A 19,706-nucleotide genomic window follows, 5' to 3' on the forward strand; every position below is an offset into this window, starting at 1 on the left:
GGCGGTGACGCCGGGGCCGGCGGCGGTGGTGGGGCTGCCGGTGGCGGCGTAGGTGCGTCGGGTCAGGTGGGTGCTACTGGCGACGCCGGCATCGGCGGCAATGGCGGTACCGGCGGTCAGGGTGGGGTCGGCAGAGACGGCACCCCGGCCAGCGGGACCACCGGTGCAGCCGGCGGGGACGGTACTGCCGGCGGCAAAGGCGGCCAGGGCGGGCCGGGCGGCAGTGCGGGGTTCGGTGGCACCAATGGTGATGGCGGCAAGGGCGGAACCGGAGGCACGGGTGGGAACGGTGGCACCGGCGGGACCGGAACCCCCGATGCCGGTAGCGGCGCGGGCGCCGGCGGCAAGGGGGGCAAGGGCGGTGACGCCGGGGCCGGCGGCGGTGGTGGGGCTGCCGGTGGCGGTGCAGGTGCGTCGGGTCAGGTGGGTGCTACTGGCGACGCCGGCATGGGCGGCAATGGCGGTACCGGCGGTCAGGGTGGGGCCGGTAAAGGCGGCACCCTGGCCAGCGGGACCACCGGTGCAACCGGCGGAGACGGTACCGCAGGCGGCAAAGGCGGCCAGGGCGGGGCCGGCGGGAACGCCGGATTCGGCGGCACCAACGGCAACGGGGGCAAAGGCGGAACCGGAGGCACGGGTGGGAACGGTGGCACCGGCGGGACCGGAACCCCCGATGCCGGTAGCGGCGCGGGCACCGGCGGCAAGGGCGGCAAGGGCGGTGACGCCGGGGCCGGCGGCGGCGGCGGGGCAGCTGGTGGCGGTGCGGGTGCGGCAGGCCAGGGCGGCGCCACCGGCAACGCCGGCACCGGCGGCACCGGCGGGCAAGGTGGTCAGGGTGGGGCCGGCTTGGCTGGCACGCCGGCCACCGGGAACACCGGTGCAGCCGGCGGGGACGCAACGGCCGGCGGTACCGGCGGCCAGGGTGGGGCTGGCGGGAACGCCGGGATTGGCGGTACCAACGGCAACGGCGGCCAAGGCGGAACCGGAGGCCAAGGCGGAACGGGTGGCGCTGGCGGGACCGGGACACCGGATACCGGCAGCGGCGCGGGGACCGGGGGCACGGGCGGTAAGGGCGGTGGCGCCGGGGCTGGTGGCAGTGGTGGGGCGGCCGGCGGTGGCGCGGGTGCGGCAGGCCAGGGCGGCGGGCCCGGTGGCGCCGGCACCGGTGGTACGGGCGGGCAAGGTGGTCAAGGCGGGGCCGGTATGGCCGGTAACAACGGCAGTACCACCGGTGGTACGGGCACTGCCGGTGGTCAAGGTGGCCAGGGCGGAGACGGTGGTGCCGGCATCGGCGGCATCAACGGTGGCACCGGAGGCAAAGGCGGAACCGGCGGCACAGGCGGAGCGGGTGGCACCGGCACCACCGGTGGCAACGGCGGCAACGGCGGCAAAGGCGGCCAAGGCGGCGCCGCAATCGACCATGGCAACGCCGGAACCGGTGGCACGGGCGGCCAGGGCGGCGCCGGGGGAGCTACAACTATCTCAGCCCCCGGCAAGGGCGGAACGGGCGGCAACGGAGGCGTGGGTGGCACCGGCGGCGCCGCGACCGGAGGGGGCAACGGCGGAACCGGGGGTACCGGCGGGGCCGCCGGCAGCGGCGGTAACGCCAACTTCAACTTCACCGGCGGGACCGATATCGGCGGCACGGGAGGCGTCGGCGGCGACGGTGGCGTCGGCGGCAACGCAAACGCCGGCGGGAACGCAGGCGCCGGTGGCACCGGCGGGGCGGGTGGCAACGGCGGCCAGAGCGGCGGCCACAGCACCGATGGCCTCAACGTCATCGGCGACACAGGCGGCACCGCAGGCGCTGGCGGCAACGGCGGCAAAGGCGGCATGGCAACCGGCACCGGCACTGGTGGCGCTGGCGGTGGAGGCGGTGTAGGTGGTCAAGGCGGTCTAGGGGGTGCCACCACGGCTTTTGGCAAGCAGGGCGGCTCGGGTGGCCTTGGCGGTAAAGGAGGAATTGGTGGGGCCGGGGGTGGCAGTCTCTCCGGCGCCGCAGGCGCCGGGGGTATCGGAGGCACCGGAGGCATGGGTGGCACCGGCGGCTTCGCAACCCAAGGTATCGGTGGGGTCGGCGGCACGGCCGGAGACGGGGGCGGGGGCGGCATCGGCGGCACCTCAACTGCCGGAGGCGCCGGTGGCAACGGGGGCAACGGCGGCACCGGCGGAAGAGGCGGTACCGGCGGCAAGGGTAACGGCTTCGCCGGTGGCGTCGGCGGCACGGGTGGCACAGGGGGTGGTGGCGCAAGCGGCGGTGCCGGCACGCCTCCCGGAACCGCCGGCGTCGCTGGGGGTAACGGCAGCACTGGCACACACGGATGAACCGACGGTGTCCCTGCCGTCACCGCGTCCTACGGGTGCGTGCAGGCTACTGCCGCGCAGCGGCGTTGGCCGCCGCCTGAGCCTGCCGCAGAATCGTCACGACATCGCCGCGGCCGAGGAACATTTCGTCGAAGTAGGGCTGCAGCGCTTCATTGCCGGCGGCAAAGCCGGCTCCGCCGGGGGCCGGGATGCGTGGCCCGTTCAGAACGGCGAAAAACGGTGTGACATCTACACCTTTGGTCTTCCAGTAAGCGAAGTATCCAGGTTGCGCCGAAAGCACCGCAGGAATGGCCACACCGCTGCGACCCAGGTATGCGTTTCCCTCGCTGCTGCCCATCCAGGCCAGCACCTGGCGCACCGCGTCAGGGTGCTTAGAGGCTGAATTGCCCGCTGCGGCAATGCCATTGGTGACGCTGACCCGGCCCTTGGGGCCGGCGGGCATCATCGCCACACCCCAGCGAAAGGGCGCATCGCGGACCACCGCGGCCAAACTGTAAGTGCCAGACTGGAATAGGGCCATCTTTCCGGCCAGAAATTGATTGCGCGAGAAATCGCCGTTGTCGTTGGTGTCGGAAGCCGGCGGTGCAACGTGGTCATAGTTGATCAGGCCAACGAGATATCGGAAGGCGTCCACCGCGGCCGGGTTGTCGAAGGCGAACTCGCCGTCGCGCTGAAACCACCCGCCGGCCGAGCCGATGTAGTTGAGGTAGATGCCCTGCGGATCGTTGGCGGCGTTGTAGCCCCACTGACGGACCCGTCGGGCCTCGAAACCCGTTGTCCCCGCGCGATGTCCGTCGGCGTCGACGGTGAGCCGGGCCAGCAACGGCCGCAATGTGTCGTTGCCGTCGGGACTCCATCGCACGTTATCGAGCTGGGCTGGGTCGACCCCGGCAGCGGCCAGCAGGTCGGCGTTGTAGAAGACCGCGATTCCGGCGTCGGTCAGTTGCGGCACGCCCCACAACACACCGCCACGAGTGAACTGGTCGACCACCGCCGGCTCCCAGTCTGGCGCGGGGGCGATCCGCATCAGGCGACCGCTGTCGGCGTAGGCGGCGAGGTAGGCGTTGGACACCCAGAAGATGTCGTCGGCGCTACCGCCGGCCACATCCGTGCGCAGGGTGTTGAAGTAGGTGGAATAGGACACCAGATTGGTGCGCACCTCGATGTTGGGATGGCTACGGGTGAAGGCGTCGAACGATTCCCGGTAGGCCAACGCGATTGGTTCGGCCCACAGTCGTACCGTCACGACGATCTTGCCGCTACCGGGTTCGCCCTCGCGGCCGAGCACCACGGCCACGACACCCAGTAGCACCGCGACCATCACCAGCGCGGTGGCGACCAGTGTGGAGAAGCGGGGCCTCATGGGCGCCGCCGAGATTGCCGTGAAGGTCGTAAAGCCTCGCAAATCGCAGCCCTGACGGCAATCTCGGCGCGGCCAAAATCGGTCACTTGAGCCCCGAGACCACGATCGAGGAGACGATGTGCCGCTGGGAAGCGACGAAAAGCACGATCAGCGGCACGATTGCGACGGTCGTCGCCGCCATCACCAGAGTCCACTGGGAGTTGTACCGGGACTGCAGATCGGCGGTGGCCACCGTCAGCACCCGCCACTTGCGGCCGCTGGTGATCACCAATGGCCACATGAAGTTGTTCCATTGGGAGACAACGGTGATCAGGGTCATCGCGGCCAGCACGGGGCGGCTGGACGGAATGATCACGTGCACGAGCACGTCCAGTGTGTTGGCCCCGTCGAGGCGCGCGGCGTTGATCAGCTCGCCCGGAATAAGGCGAAAGTGCTCACGTAACAAGAAGATCGCATACGGCGAGCCAAACATGAAGGGCAACACCAACGCCCAGAATGTATTGCGCATACCCAGCTGAGCCATCATCAGATAGAGCGGCACCACGGTGACGGTCGCGGGCACCATCAGAGTCGCGATGTAGACCCAGAACAACACGTCGCGTCCCGGAAAGTGCAACCGCGCGAACGCATAAGCGGCCAGCACCGAAAAGGTCAGCTGGCCCAGCAAGATTACCGCCGTCATGAGCGCGGTCACGATCGCGGCCCGGCCGAAGCCGGCGCCTACCAGATCGGTGTAGTTGGACAAGGTGGGCGGGTGCGGCACTTGCAGAGGTGTGCCCGTCGCGAACTGATGCGCTGACGTGAACGACGTCAGCAAGCCAAGCACGAACGGCAGCAACGTGATCAGCGCGCCCAGCACCAAGCCGGCATAGATGGCGGCGTTACGTGAGGTCATAGCTGATCCGCCGGCGGAAGTACAGATGCTGGACGAATGTGACGCCGACCAGGATGACGAACAGCACCACCGCCATCACCGATGCCCGTCCGATGGCCGCCGAACCGAACGCCTCGGCGTAGATGCGGTGGGCAACCAGTTCGGTACTGCCTTCGGGGCCGCCGCCGGTCAGGGCGTAGACGATGTCGAAAATCTGTGCGGTGCTGACGATTCCGGTGACCACGACGAAGAACATCGTCGGCCGCAGCATCGGCAAGGTGATCCGCCAGAATCGCTGCCAGGAGCTCGCCCCGTCGGTGCGTGCGGCGTTGTGGATGTCGTCGGGAATGGCAAGCAGCCCGGCTAGAAACGACAGCGAGACGTAGCCGACGTTGGTCCAGACGACGACAGCGGCAACCAGCGGCAGCGCAAGGTCGGGGTTGGTCAGCCATTCGACGCGGCGTTCCAGGATGGTGCTGACTGCGCCGTCGGTGGGGGCCAGAATCCAGCGCCACAGCACCGCGATTGCCAGCGGCGCGCAGATCCACGGCAGCACGTACAAAGTCCGGAAGAAATTGGTGCCCGGCAGCCCGCGGGCCAGCATCATCGCGGCCAGTAGTCCCAGCACGGTCTGCGCAGGCACCACGATCGCCACGAAGACGGCCGTCACCAGCAGTGAGTCGCCGAAGCTGCCATCGGAAAGCACCGAACGCCAGTTGGCCAGCCCGACATAGTGCAGCGGGCCCAGTAGGTCCCAGCGGTACAGGCTCAGCCAGGCGACGACGAGGATGGGCAGCAACAAGAACGCGACCACGCCGAACAGGCTGGGCGCCAACAGGGCGTAGGCCAGCGCGGTGGTCCGGCGTGGCGCGTCGCTCATGGATGTATTAAAGCCGGTCGTTACGGTGTAGCCGTGACGCCGAATCGGGGGATCGATGCCGACTTCCTGGAACTGCCGCGCTACGAATTGGCCGAGGCCGCCATATCGGCGGCACTCGCGGCCGGCGCCAGCTACGCCGACCTGCGCATTCACCGGATAAGTACCGAGATCATCCAACTTCGCGACGGCGAGCTGGAGACCTCGGTCATCAACCGGGAGATCGGTTTGGCGGTCCGGGTGATCGTCGCGGGTACGTGGGGATTTTCTTCCCATCCGGAGCTGTCGCCATATGTCGCGGCGGCCACCGCGCGCCGGGCCGTGCACGTCGCGACCGTGCTTGCGCCGCTGAACAAGGAGCGCGTCACGCTGGCACCCGAGCCGGTATACGCCGACGCGTCCTGGGTGTCGCATTACGAGATCGACCCGTTCATGGTTCCCACGCCGGAGAAGATCGCGGTCCTCGAGGACTACTCCGGACGGTTGCTTGACGCCGAGGGTGTCGACCATGTGTCGGCCGGTCTGACGGCGGTGAAGGAGCAGACGTTTTACGCCGACACCTTCGGGTCGTGGATCACCCAGCAGCGGGTGCGGGTGATGCCCTCGCTCGAGGCGGTCACCGTGGACGCCGATGCGGGCAGTTTCGACTCGATGCGTACGCTGGCGCCGCCGACGGCCAGGGGTTGGGAAGCCGTCGCCGGCGACGAGGTGTGGAACTGGACCGACGAACTTGCCGAGCTGCCGTCGTTGCTGGCCGAGAAGGTCCGGGCGCCCAGCGTGATGGCCGGTCCCACGGATCTGGTGATCGATCCGACCAACCTGTGGCTGACCATTCACGAATCCATCGGGCATGCAACCGAATACGACCGCGCGATCGGCTACGAAGCGGCTTACGCCGGCACGTCGTTCGCCACCCCCGACAAACTCGGCACCATGCAGTACGGCTCGTCGGTGATGAATGTGACCGCTGACCGTACCGTCGAATTCGGTTTGGCGAGTGTGGGTTACGACGACGAAGGGGTGGCCGCCCAAAGCTGGGATCTGGTGCGCGACGGCGTTTTCGTCGGCTATCAGCTCGATCGCGTGTTCGCCCCACGGCTCGGGGAGCCGCGCTCCAACGGGTGTTCCTACGCCGACTCGCCGCATCACGTCCCGATTCAGCGGATGGCCAACGTATCGCTGCAACCGGGCACCGACAACCTCAGCACCGAAGATCTGATCGGGCGCGTCGACGACGGCATCTACATCGTCGGCGATAAGTCATGGTCAATTGATATGCAGCGCTACAACTTTCAGTTCACCGGCCAACGGTTCTACCGGATCCGCGACGGGGCGCTGTATGGACAGCTGCGCGATGTGGCTTATCAGGCAACCACTACCGACTTCTGGAATTCGATGGAGGCCGTGGGCGGTCCGTCTACCTGGCGACTCGGTGGGGCGATGAACTGCGGCAAGGCCCAGCCCGGTCAGGTGGCCGCCGTCAGCCATGGCTGCCCGTCGGCGTTGTTCCGAAACATCAGCGTGCTCAACACCCGTACTGAGGGCGGCCGATGATCACACCACAGCACCTGGTCAACCTGGTTCTGGAGGAAGCGGCGAAAGCTGGCCGCGCCGACGAGACCATGGTGCTGGTCACCGATCGCATGGAGGCGACGCTGCGCTGGGCGAACAGCACGATGACCACCAACGGTGTCGCGGTGAGCCGCAGCATGACCGTGATATCGATTGTGCGCCAGGATGATAGAGCGTTTGTCGGCACCGTGGTGTCCGCTGAGGTGGATCCGGCGGTGGTGCCCAGGCTGGTCAAGGTTTCGCAGGAAGCCGCGCGCGCCGCGCCGGAGGCCGGGGATGCTGCGCCGCTGCTTGGCGATTCCGGGGAGCCGGTCGATTGGGATGCGCCGGTACCCGGTACGGGAGCCGAAGTGTTCACCGGTGTGATCGGCAAGCTGAACCGCGGATTCCGCGGCCCCAACCGGTTGTTCGGGTATGCCCACCATAGTGTCGAGACGACGTTCCTGGCGTCCTCGACGGGCTTGCGCCGCCGCTACACCCAGCCCGCCGGTGCCATCGAGCTCAACGCCAAACGCGGCGACGCCAGTGTTTGGGCGGGAATCGGCACGGCCGATTTCGTTGACTTGCCAACGGATTCGCTGCTCGACGAGCTGTCGATGAAGTTGGGCTGGGCGGAGCGCACCGTCGAGTTGCCCGCCGGGCGCTACGAAACCCTGATGCCCCCGTCGACGGTGGCCGACATGATGATCTTCCTCGGGTGGAAGATGGCCGGACGGGGCGCGCAAGAGGGTCGAAGCGCGCTGTCGGCGCCCGGTGGCGGAACACGGCTGGGGGAGCGGCTTACTGATTTGCCGCTGACTATGTTCACCGACCCGGCCGCGCCAGGCTTGGCGTGTCTGCCGTTCGTTGCGGCGAGCAACTCCTCGGAGACGGTGTCGGTGTTCGACAACGGCATGGAGATCGCGCAAGTGGACTGGATCCGCAACGGGGTGATCAACGCGCTGGCCTACCCGCGGGCCACCGCCGCCAAGTACGACGCGCCGGTCGCGGTTGCCGCCGACAACCTCGTCATGACCGGCGGGTCGGTCGAGCTTGCCGACATGGTGGCTGCCACCGAGCGTGGGTTGCTGCTGACCACGCTGTGGTACATCCGCGAGGTCGACCCCACGACGCTGCTGCTCACCGGCTTGACCCGGGACGGCGTGTACCTGATCGAGGACGGTGAGGTGACGGCGGCGGTCAACAATTTCCGGTTCAACGAGAGCCCGCTGGACTTGCTGCGGCGGGCCTCCGAGGCGGGCATCAGCGAAACGACCCTGCCGCGGGAGTGGTCGGATTGGGCTACCCGGGTGGCGATGCCGTCGCTGCGGATACCGGATTTCCACATGTCATCGGTGAGCCAGGCGCAGTAGCGTGTGAGCATGACGGCTCCAGTTCTCAGTGATCAACTCACGCAGTTGGTCGCGTTGTCTACCGGCGATGCTCGCCTGGTGGGATTGGTGCGACGAGTGTGCGCCGAGGCGGTGTCGCTGCCCCCGTTGCCCGCCGCGGTCGCGGTGGCTGAGCCCGAGTCGGAGGCCGAAGCCGCCGTCGCCGAGTTTGCCGAACAGTTCAGCGTCGACGTTTCGATGGTCACCGTCGAACAGCGGTCCCGGCTGTTTAAATACTTGGGCGACAAGACCTTTCGAGATGTCGCCTCCATCTATATCGCCGATTTCGTGCCGCGGGTGCGGGCCGGATTGGAAGCGCTGGACGTTGGTGCGGAGTATCTGGGATGGGTGAACGGGCCGATCGCCTGGGACAACGGCACCGACCCTTCGGAAGTGTTGTTCGCCCGATTGCTGCCCGCGGTGGCCCGGATGCGTGCGCTCGATCCGATCACCTCCGAGCTGGTTCGGCTGCGGGTGGCGGCCCAGCACAATTGCCGGTTGTGCAAGTCGCTGCGCGAAGGAAACGCGCTGGACGCGGGTGGTTCGGAGACGCTGTACGGCGAGATATCGCGGTACGAGGAATCGGACATGATCGATGTCCGCGCAAAAGCCGCCCTGCGGTATGCAGATGCGTTAATTTGGAGCCCTGCGCACCTCGTCGTCGACGCTGCCGCCGAGGTGCGCTCCCGTTTCTCGGAGGCGGAGGCCGTGGAGCTCACCTTTGACGTCATGCGTAATTCCAGCAACAAGATTGCGGTGTCGTTGGGTGCCGATGCCCCTCGGGTTTCCGAGGGCACCGAGCGCTACCTGATCGACGTCGGCGGTCAGACGGTGTTCAGCTGACGGGTCATGGCTCGTAGAGCGGTTTTCTGGGTCGCGGTGGCGGCGGTATTCGTGGTGGCCGGCTGCGGTGGGACCGGTGGTCGATCGGCCATGCCGTCGGTGACCGGACGCGACGAGGGCCCCAGCCGGCTACCGCCGATCTATCCGGGGACGACGGTGTCGATTCCGCCCTCGTCCTCGTCAACTTCTGCGTCTACTTCTGTGTCCGCGGCGCCGGTCACCAAGACGATTCCGGGCGACGGCACCTTCAAAGTGGGGGTGGACATCCAGCCCGGCACATATCGGTCCGAAGGCGGCGAGTCCTGCTATTGGGAGCGGTTGCGGGGGCTCAACGGCAGCTACAAGGACATCATTGCCAACGGCGCCGGCAACGCTCCGCAGGTGGTGCGGGTGGAGGCGGGTGACGTCGCGTTCAAGACCCAGCACTGTGCGATGTGGACGCTGCAAGCTCCCGGAGCTGCCACGACGACCACGTCCTCGTCCAAGGCGCCGGTGGCGCTTCCGCCCGGTGCCCAGGTGTGTCCTCCGTCTGGTGGGCCGGCGGGCGCCTTTGCGCAATCTGCGACCGGATCACCGGGCACCACTTGTCCTTTCGCCGAACAGGTGCGGCAGGCGTACGGGGCCAGCGGTCCTGCTAGTTCGACGCCGCGACAGGTCGACGCAGTGAGCCCGGTGACGGGCCAGCATTACACGATGACCTGTGCTGCCAGCGGTTCGTTGGTGACATGCAACGGCGGCAACGACGCAGTCGTCTACCTCTACTAGGTTGTTCACTTTTTCGCTACGTGCGGGACGTTTGCTCGTTGTATTTGGATTGCGTTGTAGCACAGCGATGTTCGCTTGTGTGGGTTCGCTGGGCGCCGGTACCGTGAGGCGCGGAGAACGACATCGCGGGAGAGAAGTGCGACCATGACCGGTCATCCTGATGTTGAAGCCCCCGTCGGCGCGAAACGGATCGCCGGCTGGGACGGCGGGGCTCGCCTGTTCGATGGCAGGGAATGGACCGTCGACAGCGTTAACGGCGGCTCCGATATCACCGTGAGCATCCACGGCCTGCAGTACGCCGACGGCCGGGTCGTGTCCCGGGTTGCCGTCGGCGGGTTGTGTCCCGATTGGCCGATCACGTCCCAAGGGGCGCGTCGACTGGCCAGGGCGCTCATCGCGGCGGCCGATGCTGCGGAGAATCCGGACGAGGCTCTGCGATAACCCGCTGTGGGCAAGCGCTAGTCTCAACGGCGTGCTGCAGCGCGGTGGTCTGCTGCGTGACTTAGCCGGCACGGGGCGGTAGCTCAGTTGGTTAGAGCCGCGGACTCATAATCCGTTGGTCGCGGGTTCGAGCCCCGCCCGCCCCACAAGGTAAAAATGCAGTTCAGAGCCAGTTTATTAGTTGGCTGGCGGTCAAATTCACGGGGCTCAAACGGTCAAAAATTACGCAAGTTTTACGCAATCCAATGATACAATCAATGGTACAAACTCTGGTTGGCAAACATGTTTGTCAGCGCCTCCGCGTACCGTGCAGCCGTGGACACAGGATTTGGTACGAACCAGCTGTACTCAGCGTGCAGGCTGACAATCACACATCACTTTGCAGACCATGACCTCGAATGCGAGCCGTTCAATGGGACAGGCTTTCTTGTTCAGTTCCCAAGCGGGGACAACCGATTTGGCGTAGTTACGAACAGGCATCTCACTGATGCAGCTTCTTACAACCCGGTTGAATATAAAGGTGCAACTCCAAAATCGGTCAAAATCGAGCTCTGGCAGAGCAAAAATTTCAGAATCGAATTCACGATTGATGATCCGAAACCGTTATACCACCACGATAGAACGATAGATGTAGCCGTCATACCCTTCGGGCCGAAGGTGGACCATCACACCCTCGGGACGCCGTACGATAAATTGGAAAACCTTTTTCCCGACCCGAACATCGACACCGTAATTTTCAACCACGGTCTGAGCTGGGAGTACCTTTTAGAGTGTGAAGAGCTTTGGCCGTTACTACAACCCGGAGAGTTCGTGTTATTTCCAGGCTATCCGGTCTGGTATGACAAATCCCAGGTGAGGCCAGTCTTTCGGTCGGGCATGATCGCCAGCGATCCCCAGACCGAGTATCGCAGGCTGGAGGGCGATCCAACGATTAACGATGGAAACCAGCAGGTTCTCTTTGACGCCTTCTCGACTAGTGGAAACTCAGGTAGCCCTGTCTTCGTAGCTCAGCGTGGGATTCCACCGCTGCCTATACACATGACGAGCAGTCAGGGGAGATTTTCGCCTGACGGGCCTTCTGCGCGGGTGGAGTTCACTGGATACCACCGTTCCTTCCTCATCGGGATCAACGCGGGTCACATCAACGACTTGGATAAGGGCCGCGACAACGACCATGCGGGCTTATCGCGGATGCACAAGCTTTCAGCCATCCTGGACATACTCCGGGCCAACACGTCGCCGTCTGCTGGCACACCGACAGGCAGAATCCTCATTCCCGTCGACGCCGTAGACGCTCATGGTGGAATTCCAGAGAGGTATTTCGACCAGCCATCAGAATCAATGCCAGTCGATACCGAAGCGAATCCCACAGAATGATCACCGCCGCCTTCGCGAGCAAGGATCAAATCTTGCCGCCGCTTTATGGCCTAGCACGCACACCTCACAGCCCCACCGGCCCCGGCGATGCAAGCCCGGCGAAAGGTCAGGTGTCGCGCTCCGACCGGCGCAGAAGCCCGTAGCTGGCGCTGAGAGCCACGCAGAGCCACAAGCGCCAGCGCGCCAGAGTTAACTACCGGCCACGCGCAGACAAACGGTCACCAGTGACCTATTTGGCCACCAGTGGCCGATTACCCGCTGACTCAAAAGGGCAGATTGATCAACGCGACCACAGAACCTAGCGTTTTTCGCTATGTCCTCATATCCAGCCGTGGTTACCGTTCGGATCAACGGCGTACTTGCGAACTACCTAACGTCGTTGGAGGTGATGATCGTCGATAGTCTGATCGCTTGGAGTCCCGTCATCGGGGCCAAGTTTGAGTGTCGTGCGTTTATTTAATGCACGGTCTACCATTTCGCGTTGTCGTTCCAAAGCTTCGCGGCGTCTGCGCGCTTCTTCTTCTAGATGCTGGCGCTGTTCTTCCGGCGATTTCGGATAGACCCAAATACCATCATTTTCGTTCTGGTATTGAGTGAGAGTGGTTGCGATCTGCGAAAGTACTTCCGCGACAGGATTAGACCGCTGTTCGTCGCTAAACCGCATCGAATTGCGAAACATGTCTGTATCTAGAGAGATTGGGCTTTTATGGCGCTTGGCGTTCGGGTCCATATTTTCTGAGTACTCTAGATGACCAGTATATTGTGCTACGAGCTTGGGCTTGTACTCTTCGCGGTCTATAGCCGAGTCCCAAATCGTTCGCCACTCCTGGTCGGGAACAAGCGTTGCGATAGTTTTTGGAATGTAGAGCTCCGATATGTCGACGCCTTGGGTCGTTTTGTACGGAACGACTTTCAAATCCCGAAGTTTAACTTCGATGTTGTATGCCGTGGTTGGGCCAAAGTTCTTGATTACCAAGTCAAACCATTGCCAATTCTTTGGGTTCATGTCGAGAAACGCGACAACATGTGGTTGTCTTGCGCTCTCGCGTGTTGCTTTTGCTTCGTAGACCTGACGTAGCGCTAGATATGCGGCGGTCGCCGCAACGATGACGGTTGCCCATGTTCCAAGCGCCGACCAGGCTTCGGCTTTCATGCCATGCAGGGCCAGGAACACGGCTCAAAGCTAGTTGAGCATCTAACTGTCTTGGTTGGTGCCACGCCGATTCAATCTGTGATTCGGCCAGCAAACCCGGTTTCCGGCCAGCCGTTACGCAACGATTACGCAACTGGCTCGCGTGCCGTCTGACCTGCGACGATGATTCAAACGTTGCGATTGGATACCCTGATTCAACGAAAGCTATTGAAAGACAAGGGATTCAACGCTTCAAGATGAATCACGCAAAGGCGCTGCTAGGGGCCTAGAATCACCGGATTTTGCCAGGTCAGCAGAACTCATAATCCGTTGGTCGCGGGTTCGAGCCCCGCCCGCCCCACTTAAGCCCCACTTCAGCCCTTGTATGACCGTCTGACGCGTGACATTTCGTCTTCGGGTGATGGGTGACAGTGTTTCGGCTGATGCGTGACAGTTGTTGCGGCTGATCCTTGACGCTCTGACTGAGCCCTCCGTTCCCGGCCGGTCCTGTGGCGGTTGCGGCAGAAGTACCCGTTACTGCATGGAGTGCTAGTGCCCTTGGCGCATCGACTCATGCGGTCGAAGTTCGGCCGCACCGTACACGCCGAGTTGATTCCGTCTGTCGCGCGATGACGACGAATCAGCACGCACGAGCGTTGCAGTTGTGTTCGTGTATGTGCTGCGGCACAAGGAGATTACATCGGGCCGGCTGGCGTGGCGGACTGCTCCGTCAACGGCGCGAAGCGCCGGAAATGCGCCACCACCCGCTCGGCCCCGGTTCACGTCGGGCGGCAGACCGTTCGCCCGATGACGTGCGCAGTTGGCGACGCCTTCGCAGCTGCTTGTCCAGTGCGTCGACGGCGAGCAGGACCGGCATCGAGGCGAACGCGACGACCCATCCCCACAGCGGCGGGTTCCACTGGCGGAGCAACTTTGCGATGGGCGGCACCCACAGTTCTAACAAGGAGGCGGCCAGTCCGATGAGTGCCGCCGGCACTAAGAGCCGGTTGGTGGCCCAGCCCAGCGCTCCGGGCCAGCGCGAGGAGGACCGGCAGGCGAAGACATTCGCCGTCTGGGCGAAGACGACGGTGATGAATGCCGCGCCAGATGCCGCGGCCAGGTCGTGCCCGGTGGGGAAGGGATTCGCGGGACGCCAGCCGAGCGCCAGCAGGGACACCACGAAGGCGGCGAGGGAGAGCGCGGCCTCGAGTGGTCCCAGTACCCCAAAGGCCCGGCGTAGCACGGTGCGGTTCATCAGCCGGCCGCGAACCGGGGGTCCCTCGAGCAGGTGCTTCGCGGGTGGCTCGGCGCCGAGGGCGACCGCGGACAGGGTGTCGGTGCCGATATCGAGGGCGATGATCTGCAGGACGCCTAGCGCGAGCGGGAACAGGCCGCCCGAGAGCGCCCAGACGAGGAACGGCGCGAGCTCGGCGACGTTGTCGGTCAGGTGGTAGGTCAGGAACCTGCGGATGTTGACGAAGGTTGCGCGACCCTGCTCGATACCGGCCACGATGCCGGCAAAGGAGTCGTCGAGCAGTACCAGGTCGGCTGCTTCGCGGGCGACGTCGGTGCCGGACCGTCCCATAGCCACGCCTATATCGGCTTCGTGCAGCGCTGGCGCGTCGTTGACCCCGTCTCCCGTCATCGCCACGACGTGGCCTCTTGAGCGAAGCGCGCGGGCGATGCGGAGCTTGTCCTCCGGAGCGACCCGGGCGATCACGACCCCGTCGCGATCGAGCAGAGCGGCAAGATGCTGCTCGTCCTCGGGTAGGCCCGTCCCCGATAGCACCGGTGAGTCGGGAGAACGTAGCCCGACTTCGTCGGCGATGGCCGTGGCGGTGGCCGGATGGTCACCGGTCACCATCGCCACCTTCACTCCCGCCCTCCGGCAGGCGCCGAGCGATTCGGCGACGTCGGCCCGCGGCGGATCCTCCAGCGCCACGAGGCCCAGCAGACGCAACTCTTGGTCGCACTCGCTCTGATTTCGGGGCGTACGGCCATTTCTCGGGCTGGCCGCGATGGCGAGTACCCGCAATCCACGGGCGGTGAGGGCGTCCACCACCTGGTGGGCCGCTGGGTCGTCACCGCAGAGCGGAAGCACGACGTCCGGCGCCCCCTTCACCACGATCTCGTCGGCCAGCACCACGGCCATGCGGCGCAGCCGAGGATCGAAAGGGAACCGCAGCTCGGCGGAACCAGTACGACGGTCCTCGACCGTATCGATGCCCAGTCGTCGGGCGAGGGCGTCGAGGGCCGCTTCCATGGGATCTCCGTGGGCCCGCCACTGCCCGTCGACTTCTTCGGCGTACCCGGTGGAGCAGCGTTCGCCGGCCAGGGCGAGCTCTCGGAAGGAATCATCTGCGGTGGATGAGGACGACGTCAGTCCGGCCGTGGGCCCGTAACCGGCGCCGTCGACGGTCAGCGACCCGGCGGGAGTCCAGGCCTCGACGACGGTCATCTGGTTGCGGGTGAGGGTGCCCGTCTTGTCGGTGCAGATGAACGTCGTGGAGCCGAGCGTCTCAACGGCCTCGAGGTTTCGGACCAGGATCTGCCGCTTAGCCATCTGCTCCGAACCCCAGGCGAGGGACAGCGTCACCGTAGGAAGTAGTGCCTCTGGAACGAGCGCGACCGTGACACCGATCGCGAACACGAAGGCTTGCTGGATCGGGTTGCCCACGAGCACCGAGATGCCCAAGAACAGCACGCCGACCCCGATCGCGATCGCCGCGATGAGGCGAACGACCGCGCGCAGGCCGCGGGTGAGTGGGGTGTCGGGCTTCGTGGTCGAGGTCGTCAGCCGGGTGATCCCGGCCAGCCGCGTCTGTTGGCCGATCGCGGTGACGCGGGCGCGCGAGTCTCCCTCGACGACGAAGGTGCCCGCGAATAGCGCTTCGCCTTCGGCAACGGCGCCGGCCTCGCTCTCGCCGGTGAGCATGGAGGAGTCGACGAGTAACCGGTTGGCGGTAAGCACCACGGCATCGGCCGGCACCCGGTCGCCGCTTTCGAGCAGGAGAACGTCGTCGACCACCACATCCTCGGCCTCGACCACCTGCCGACGGCAGTCACGCCAGACCGTGACGCGGGTCGGCAGCATCTCCTGGAGCCGATCGGCGGCCCGGTCGGCCCGTGCTTGCTGGATCATCGCGAAGACCCCGTTGAGCACGATCACCGCGATGATCGCAACGCTGAGTTGAGGAAGCTTTGCGATGAAGGCCAGCACCGCGGCCACCCAGAGCAGCAGGGCGAAGAAGTGCGTGAGCTCCCCGAGCAGGCGACGAACGACTGACGGCCGCTTCCTTGCGGGCAGTCTGTTCGCACCGCCCTGTGTCCGCCGCTCGGTGGCCTCCGCCGTGGTCAGCCCAGACACAACGACTCCGGCCATGGGCCTCCCCTCAGCTGCACTCAGTCTGAGCGCCGACGCGTGATCTTTCGGTTGCGATGACAGGCGCGCTAATAAAATCCCCTCGAGTTCTATCGCTCCATTAACTCTTGACGGCGCTACCCGCGGACCCCGAGCAAAGGTGGAGCAAATAGCCGTTGTCCCCGCATGAATCCGTTGCTAGCGACCGCCGACATGCTATAACCGAGACGACTTAACGTCCCGCTACGCGGCTTGCGCCGATGAAGCGTCGGGCCAAGCGTGACAGCCCTTCCGTCCGTTTAAAATCCCAGTCTAAATTCTGTTTCTGTGATGTGGCGGGAGCTGCCGCTGTCGACCGCGCAGATTCGCTACGACCCGTTCGATGCGGACATCCACGCAGATCCCTATCCCACCTACCGGCTGCTTCGCGATGAGGCCTCGGTATACCGTGCAACCGATTCCAACACGTGGGTGCTTAGCCGCCACCGAGACGTGATCGCCGCCTGCTTGACCACCACAGCTATTCGTCGGTCAACGGTGTCTTCCCGGCTCCGCCAGGATCCAGGGTTATGGAGTCTTTGTTGCCCATGATGATTTTGATAGATCCGCCCCGACACGACCAGCTCCGCGCCCTGGTGAGCAGAGCGTTCACCTGCCGACGCGTCGCTGCTTTGAATGAGGGCATCGAGGATTTGGCCGATCGCTTGTCCCAGCGGCTTGCCCAGAGTGCTGGCGCGGCCGATTTCGTCGAGATTTCGCCGGGGTCATCCCGGCCTGGGTGATTGCCGACCTGCTGGGCGTGCCGCGTCAAGATCGCGAGCAATTTTTGCAGTGGTCTAACAACACGGTGGTCCAGTCCAACCCGACCCGCGGCGAGGACAGGAAGGGTGGGGCGGCGGCCGCCATCTACGGATACTTCGCCGACTTCCTGGCCGAGCGCCGCCAAAAGCCGTGCGAGGACTTGATGTGCGCGCTTGCGGAGACTTAGACGCGCGGCAGGCCCGCGGGCCCAGCCAGCTCGCAGTAAGAACACCCTCCAGTGTCGCTAAACGCGCATGCTGCCAATTGACCCTCGTCACCTATAGCAAAAATCGTGACCGACCCCACCGAGGCTGAGGCCTTTCCCGTATTTGATGACGATCAAATGGCGCGGTTGGGCACCTACGACACACCGACCCAAGTTCAGTTGGGGGAGTTGCTGTTTGAAGCCGGCCAACCTAGCTATGACTTCGTTGTATTGGTGAGCGCCGCCGTCGAAACGGTTCGCGAGGCCAGCGCCGACCACGGCGAAACTGTCCTTGCCCGCCACGGCCGGGGCCAATTTTTAGGGGAACTGAACTTACTGATTGGGCACCCGCCCGCCCCACTTCAGAGGGTGTATGACGGCGGGTGATGCTCGACATTGTTTCGGCTGATGCTTGACAGTTGCTTCGGTTGATCCTTGACACTTTCTAGACGAGGGAGTTAACCGTGGCCGAGCTGCCGTATCAGGCCGTGCTGACAGCGACGTCGACGCGCGTCCAAGTGCGGTATCGGCCGACGGTTAGAGCGCGACTTCGCCTGAACCTTCAGTTCGGGCTACTCTGGACGAGCGGTAGCCCGCCTGCCCACTTTGCAGGAATGCTGCCCTAATCTCTCGTGCGCGGCGCTGTGCCGCGATTGCTTGGAGGAATTCACACATGCGCCTGTTCAGCGTTGCCGTAGTCGTCACGGCTGCGGCAATCCTCGGTTCTTCTGCCACGGCGGTGGCGGCGCCGAAGGATTACTGTGCCGACCTCAAGGGCATCAGTAACGGCCGCACGTGTGAAATCCAGCTCTCCGACCCCAAATACAACGTCGACATAAGCATGCCGCTGGATTACCCCGACCAGAAGCCGGTCGCCGAATTCATCTCCCAGACACGCGACGCGTTTGTCAACCAGGCCAAATCGGGCGCGCCCGACAAACCCTATGAGCTGAGAATCAAGCCGACGGAATATAGCTCGGCGATTCCGCCGCGCGGCACGCAGACTGTGGTGTTCACGGTGTACCAAGACGTTGGCAGCCCGCAGACGACGTATAAGGCGTTCAATTGGGACCAGACCTACCGCAAAGAAATTCTCTACACGGCCAAAGCTGACGACAAACAAAATACGCCGTTGTGGCGAGTCGATGATCCGCTGCAAACCGTAGCGCCGATCGTCCAGGCTGAACTGCAGAAGCAGCAGGCACCGCCGCCAGCCGGGGCACCCACGCCGTCCACGCAACCGGGACAGCCGGTCACCACCCCGCCACCAGCGGCTTCACCGATCGCGCAGACTGCGCTGTACAACCCTGCCAACTACCAGAATTTTGCGGTGGTCAACGACGGGGTGATGTTCTTCTTCGACCAAGGCACGCTGCTCCCCGAGGCGGCTCAGGTGCTGGTGCCCCGGTCGGCGATCGACCCGATGCTGGCCTGAAACTTCGACACCCGAGCCGAGGGACTCACCAGACAGGGTGCGGCGGCACCAGCAAAACCACCACCTGCGATAGCGGCCGCCTAGTCGCCGACGGCGCCGGTGAGCCGGTCGGCTCACTCCTCGATGGCATCCTGCTCCACGTTGCGCTTCGAGCGCACAGCCGGCCGCGTCGACCGCCGCCGCGGAATGCGGTCTGTGATGCCGCTCAGCGAGTTGACCATCCGGTTGAGGGTGTCGACAGCAGACTCAAGGGTGTCGGCGGTGGGCGTCAGCCGCTCCACGGCGGGCTGGAGCCGACTCAGGATTTCAGCGGCTTCGGTGAGTTGTTCAAGCGGTCCATTCTTAGCCAGCAGCTTGTCGACGATGCCGTCCTCTACAAACATCCGCTCGATAATGCCGTCCTCGGCGAACATCCGCTCTAACGGCCCGTCCTCTGCGAGCAGCCGATCTACGAGCCCACCGGGCGCTAGGATCCGCTCTAGCGAGGAGCTACTTCCACCGGATACCCGATCGAGTAACCCGCCGGGAGCGTCCAACATATCGACAACCCCACCCGGACGCATCAGCTTGTCGGCCGGCCCGCCGCGGACCAGAGCGCGCCCCATCGCCCTGTCGTTTTCGGTTAATTCGGCAACTCGGTTCGCGCCTACGAGTGCGCCGCGCAGGGGAAATAGATCGGTGATCGGGTCTACCGTCTTCGCGCCGTCCTCGCCCAAGGTTTGCTTTACAGCCCCAAGCGCCATGGCCGAAGCGGCGAGTCCGGCGTCCGCCACCTTGACGCCGGCCCGGACAGGAGCTATCGCGACGCCGACGATGAACTCGCGGATGTTCACGCGGCAAGTGTATGGCTCAGTGTCGCCTCCGTGGGCGAAGACGCCAATTCGATGACGATCGGACCGGACGATGTTTTTTCTCAGTGACTGTTGACGAACGCAACGGCTGACCTGGCTCCTCGGGCAGAACTA

Annotated in this window: 15 protein-coding genes, 1 tRNA gene and 2 pseudogenes; 12 read left to right on the plus strand and 6 right to left on the minus strand. The window is 64.7% G+C overall.

The window, feature by feature from the left end:
* Positions 1 to 2,325: hypothetical protein (locus AWC27_RS30985; RefSeq protein WP_211281608.1), on the plus strand; the 2,325-nt coding region annotated here is incomplete at its 5' end.
* 46 nt (positions 2,326 to 2,371) lie between these two features.
* Here the strand turns inward: AWC27_RS30985 and AWC27_RS11485 are convergent.
* The 3 genes from AWC27_RS11485 to AWC27_RS11495 form a co-directional block, all read right to left on the minus strand.
* Positions 2,372 to 3,688, minus strand: a complete 1,317-nt coding sequence (locus AWC27_RS11485; protein ID WP_085670600.1) for an ABC transporter substrate-binding protein — start codon at positions 3,686 to 3,688, stop codon at positions 2,372 to 2,374.
* A gap of 82 nt (positions 3,689 to 3,770) precedes the next feature.
* A complete protein-coding gene (locus AWC27_RS11490) occupies positions 3,771 to 4,583 on the minus strand; it encodes a carbohydrate ABC transporter permease (RefSeq protein ID WP_085670601.1) in 813 nt (270 codons plus the stop codon).
* Complete coding sequence (locus AWC27_RS11495; RefSeq protein WP_085670602.1) at positions 4,570 to 5,442, minus strand: carbohydrate ABC transporter permease; 873 nt, start codon at positions 5,440 to 5,442, stop codon at positions 4,570 to 4,572. Before AWC27_RS11495 ends, AWC27_RS11490 begins: the two co-directional genes overlap by 14 nt.
* A 33-nt stretch (positions 5,443 to 5,475) precedes the next feature.
* Between AWC27_RS11495 and AWC27_RS11500 the strand changes: the two genes are divergently transcribed.
* The 7 genes from AWC27_RS11500 to AWC27_RS11530 all read left to right on the plus strand — a co-directional run bounded on the left by AWC27_RS11500 (position 5,476) and on the right by AWC27_RS11530 (position 11,807).
* On the plus strand, positions 5,476 to 6,993 hold the full coding sequence (locus AWC27_RS11500) for a TldD/PmbA family protein (protein ID WP_085670603.1): 1,518 nt from the start codon (positions 5,476 to 5,478) through the stop codon (positions 6,991 to 6,993).
* A complete protein-coding gene (locus AWC27_RS11505; protein ID WP_085670604.1) occupies positions 6,990 to 8,363 on the plus strand; it encodes a metallopeptidase TldD-related protein in 1,374 nt (457 codons plus the stop codon). Before AWC27_RS11500 ends, AWC27_RS11505 begins: the two co-directional genes overlap by 4 nt.
* Before the next feature lie 9 nt (positions 8,364 to 8,372).
* A complete protein-coding gene (locus AWC27_RS11510) occupies positions 8,373 to 9,224 on the plus strand; it encodes a carboxymuconolactone decarboxylase family protein (RefSeq protein WP_085670605.1) in 852 nt (283 codons plus the stop codon).
* A 6-nt stretch (positions 9,225 to 9,230) separates the two neighbouring features.
* Positions 9,231 to 9,989, plus strand: a complete 759-nt coding sequence (locus tag AWC27_RS11515; RefSeq protein ID WP_085670606.1) for an Rv1352/Rv1906c domain-containing protein — start codon at positions 9,231 to 9,233, stop codon at positions 9,987 to 9,989.
* 144 nt (positions 9,990 to 10,133) lie between these two features.
* Complete coding sequence (locus AWC27_RS11520; protein ID WP_085670607.1) at positions 10,134 to 10,430, plus strand: hypothetical protein; 297 nt, start codon at positions 10,134 to 10,136, stop codon at positions 10,428 to 10,430.
* Positions 10,431 to 10,502: 72 nt separating this feature from the next.
* Positions 10,503 to 10,576 (plus strand) — tRNA-Ile (locus tag AWC27_RS11525).
* Between the two features lie 169 nt (positions 10,577 to 10,745).
* On the plus strand, positions 10,746 to 11,807 hold the full coding sequence (locus tag AWC27_RS11530; RefSeq protein WP_139836927.1) for a hypothetical protein: 1,062 nt from the start codon (positions 10,746 to 10,748) through the stop codon (positions 11,805 to 11,807).
* Between the two features lie 370 nt (positions 11,808 to 12,177).
* Here the strand turns inward: AWC27_RS11530 and AWC27_RS30085 are convergent, their stop codons facing one another.
* A complete protein-coding gene (locus AWC27_RS30085; protein ID WP_139836928.1) occupies positions 12,178 to 12,981 on the minus strand; it encodes a hypothetical protein in 804 nt (267 codons plus the stop codon).
* Positions 12,982 to 13,455: 474 nt separating this feature from the next.
* On the opposite strand from AWC27_RS30085, the pseudogene AWC27_RS32975 reads away from it, so the two are divergent.
* Positions 13,456 to 13,572, plus strand: a pseudogene (locus AWC27_RS32975) (PPOX class F420-dependent oxidoreductase); the annotation flags it as partial.
* 97 nt (positions 13,573 to 13,669) lie between these two features.
* On the opposite strand, the gene AWC27_RS11535 reads toward AWC27_RS32975, so the two are convergent.
* Positions 13,670 to 16,321 (minus strand): cation-translocating P-type ATPase, encoded by a 2,652-nt coding sequence (locus AWC27_RS11535; protein WP_085670609.1) that lies wholly within the window; start codon positions 16,319 to 16,321, stop codon positions 13,670 to 13,672.
* Positions 16,322 to 16,630: 309 nt separating this feature from the next.
* Between AWC27_RS11535 and AWC27_RS33150 the strand changes: the two are divergent.
* From AWC27_RS33150 to AWC27_RS11550, 3 genes and pseudogenes are all read left to right on the plus strand, one after another.
* Positions 16,631 to 17,276 (plus strand): annotated as a pseudogene (locus AWC27_RS33150) (cytochrome P450 family protein); the annotation flags it as partial.
* A 117-nt stretch (positions 17,277 to 17,393) separates the two neighbouring features.
* A complete protein-coding gene (locus AWC27_RS11545; RefSeq protein WP_085670610.1) occupies positions 17,394 to 17,693 on the plus strand; it encodes a cyclic nucleotide-binding domain-containing protein in 300 nt (99 codons plus the stop codon).
* Positions 17,694 to 17,979: 286 nt separating this feature from the next.
* Positions 17,980 to 18,741, plus strand: coding sequence for an RsiV family protein (locus AWC27_RS11550; protein WP_085670611.1), 762 nt, complete (start codon positions 17,980 to 17,982; stop codon positions 18,739 to 18,741).
* A gap of 113 nt (positions 18,742 to 18,854) precedes the next feature.
* Here AWC27_RS11550 and AWC27_RS11555 read toward each other — a convergent pair whose 3' ends face one another.
* The gene (locus AWC27_RS11555) at positions 18,855 to 19,574 is read right to left on the minus strand and encodes a hypothetical protein (protein ID WP_085670612.1); all 720 of its coding nucleotides are present in this window, start codon (positions 19,572 to 19,574) and stop codon (positions 18,855 to 18,857) included.
* Positions 19,575 to 19,706 lie beyond the last annotated feature (132 nt).

Source organism: Mycobacterium szulgai, assembly GCF_002116635.1.
Taxonomy (GTDB): Bacteria; Actinomycetota; Actinomycetes; order Mycobacteriales; family Mycobacteriaceae; genus Mycobacterium; species Mycobacterium szulgai.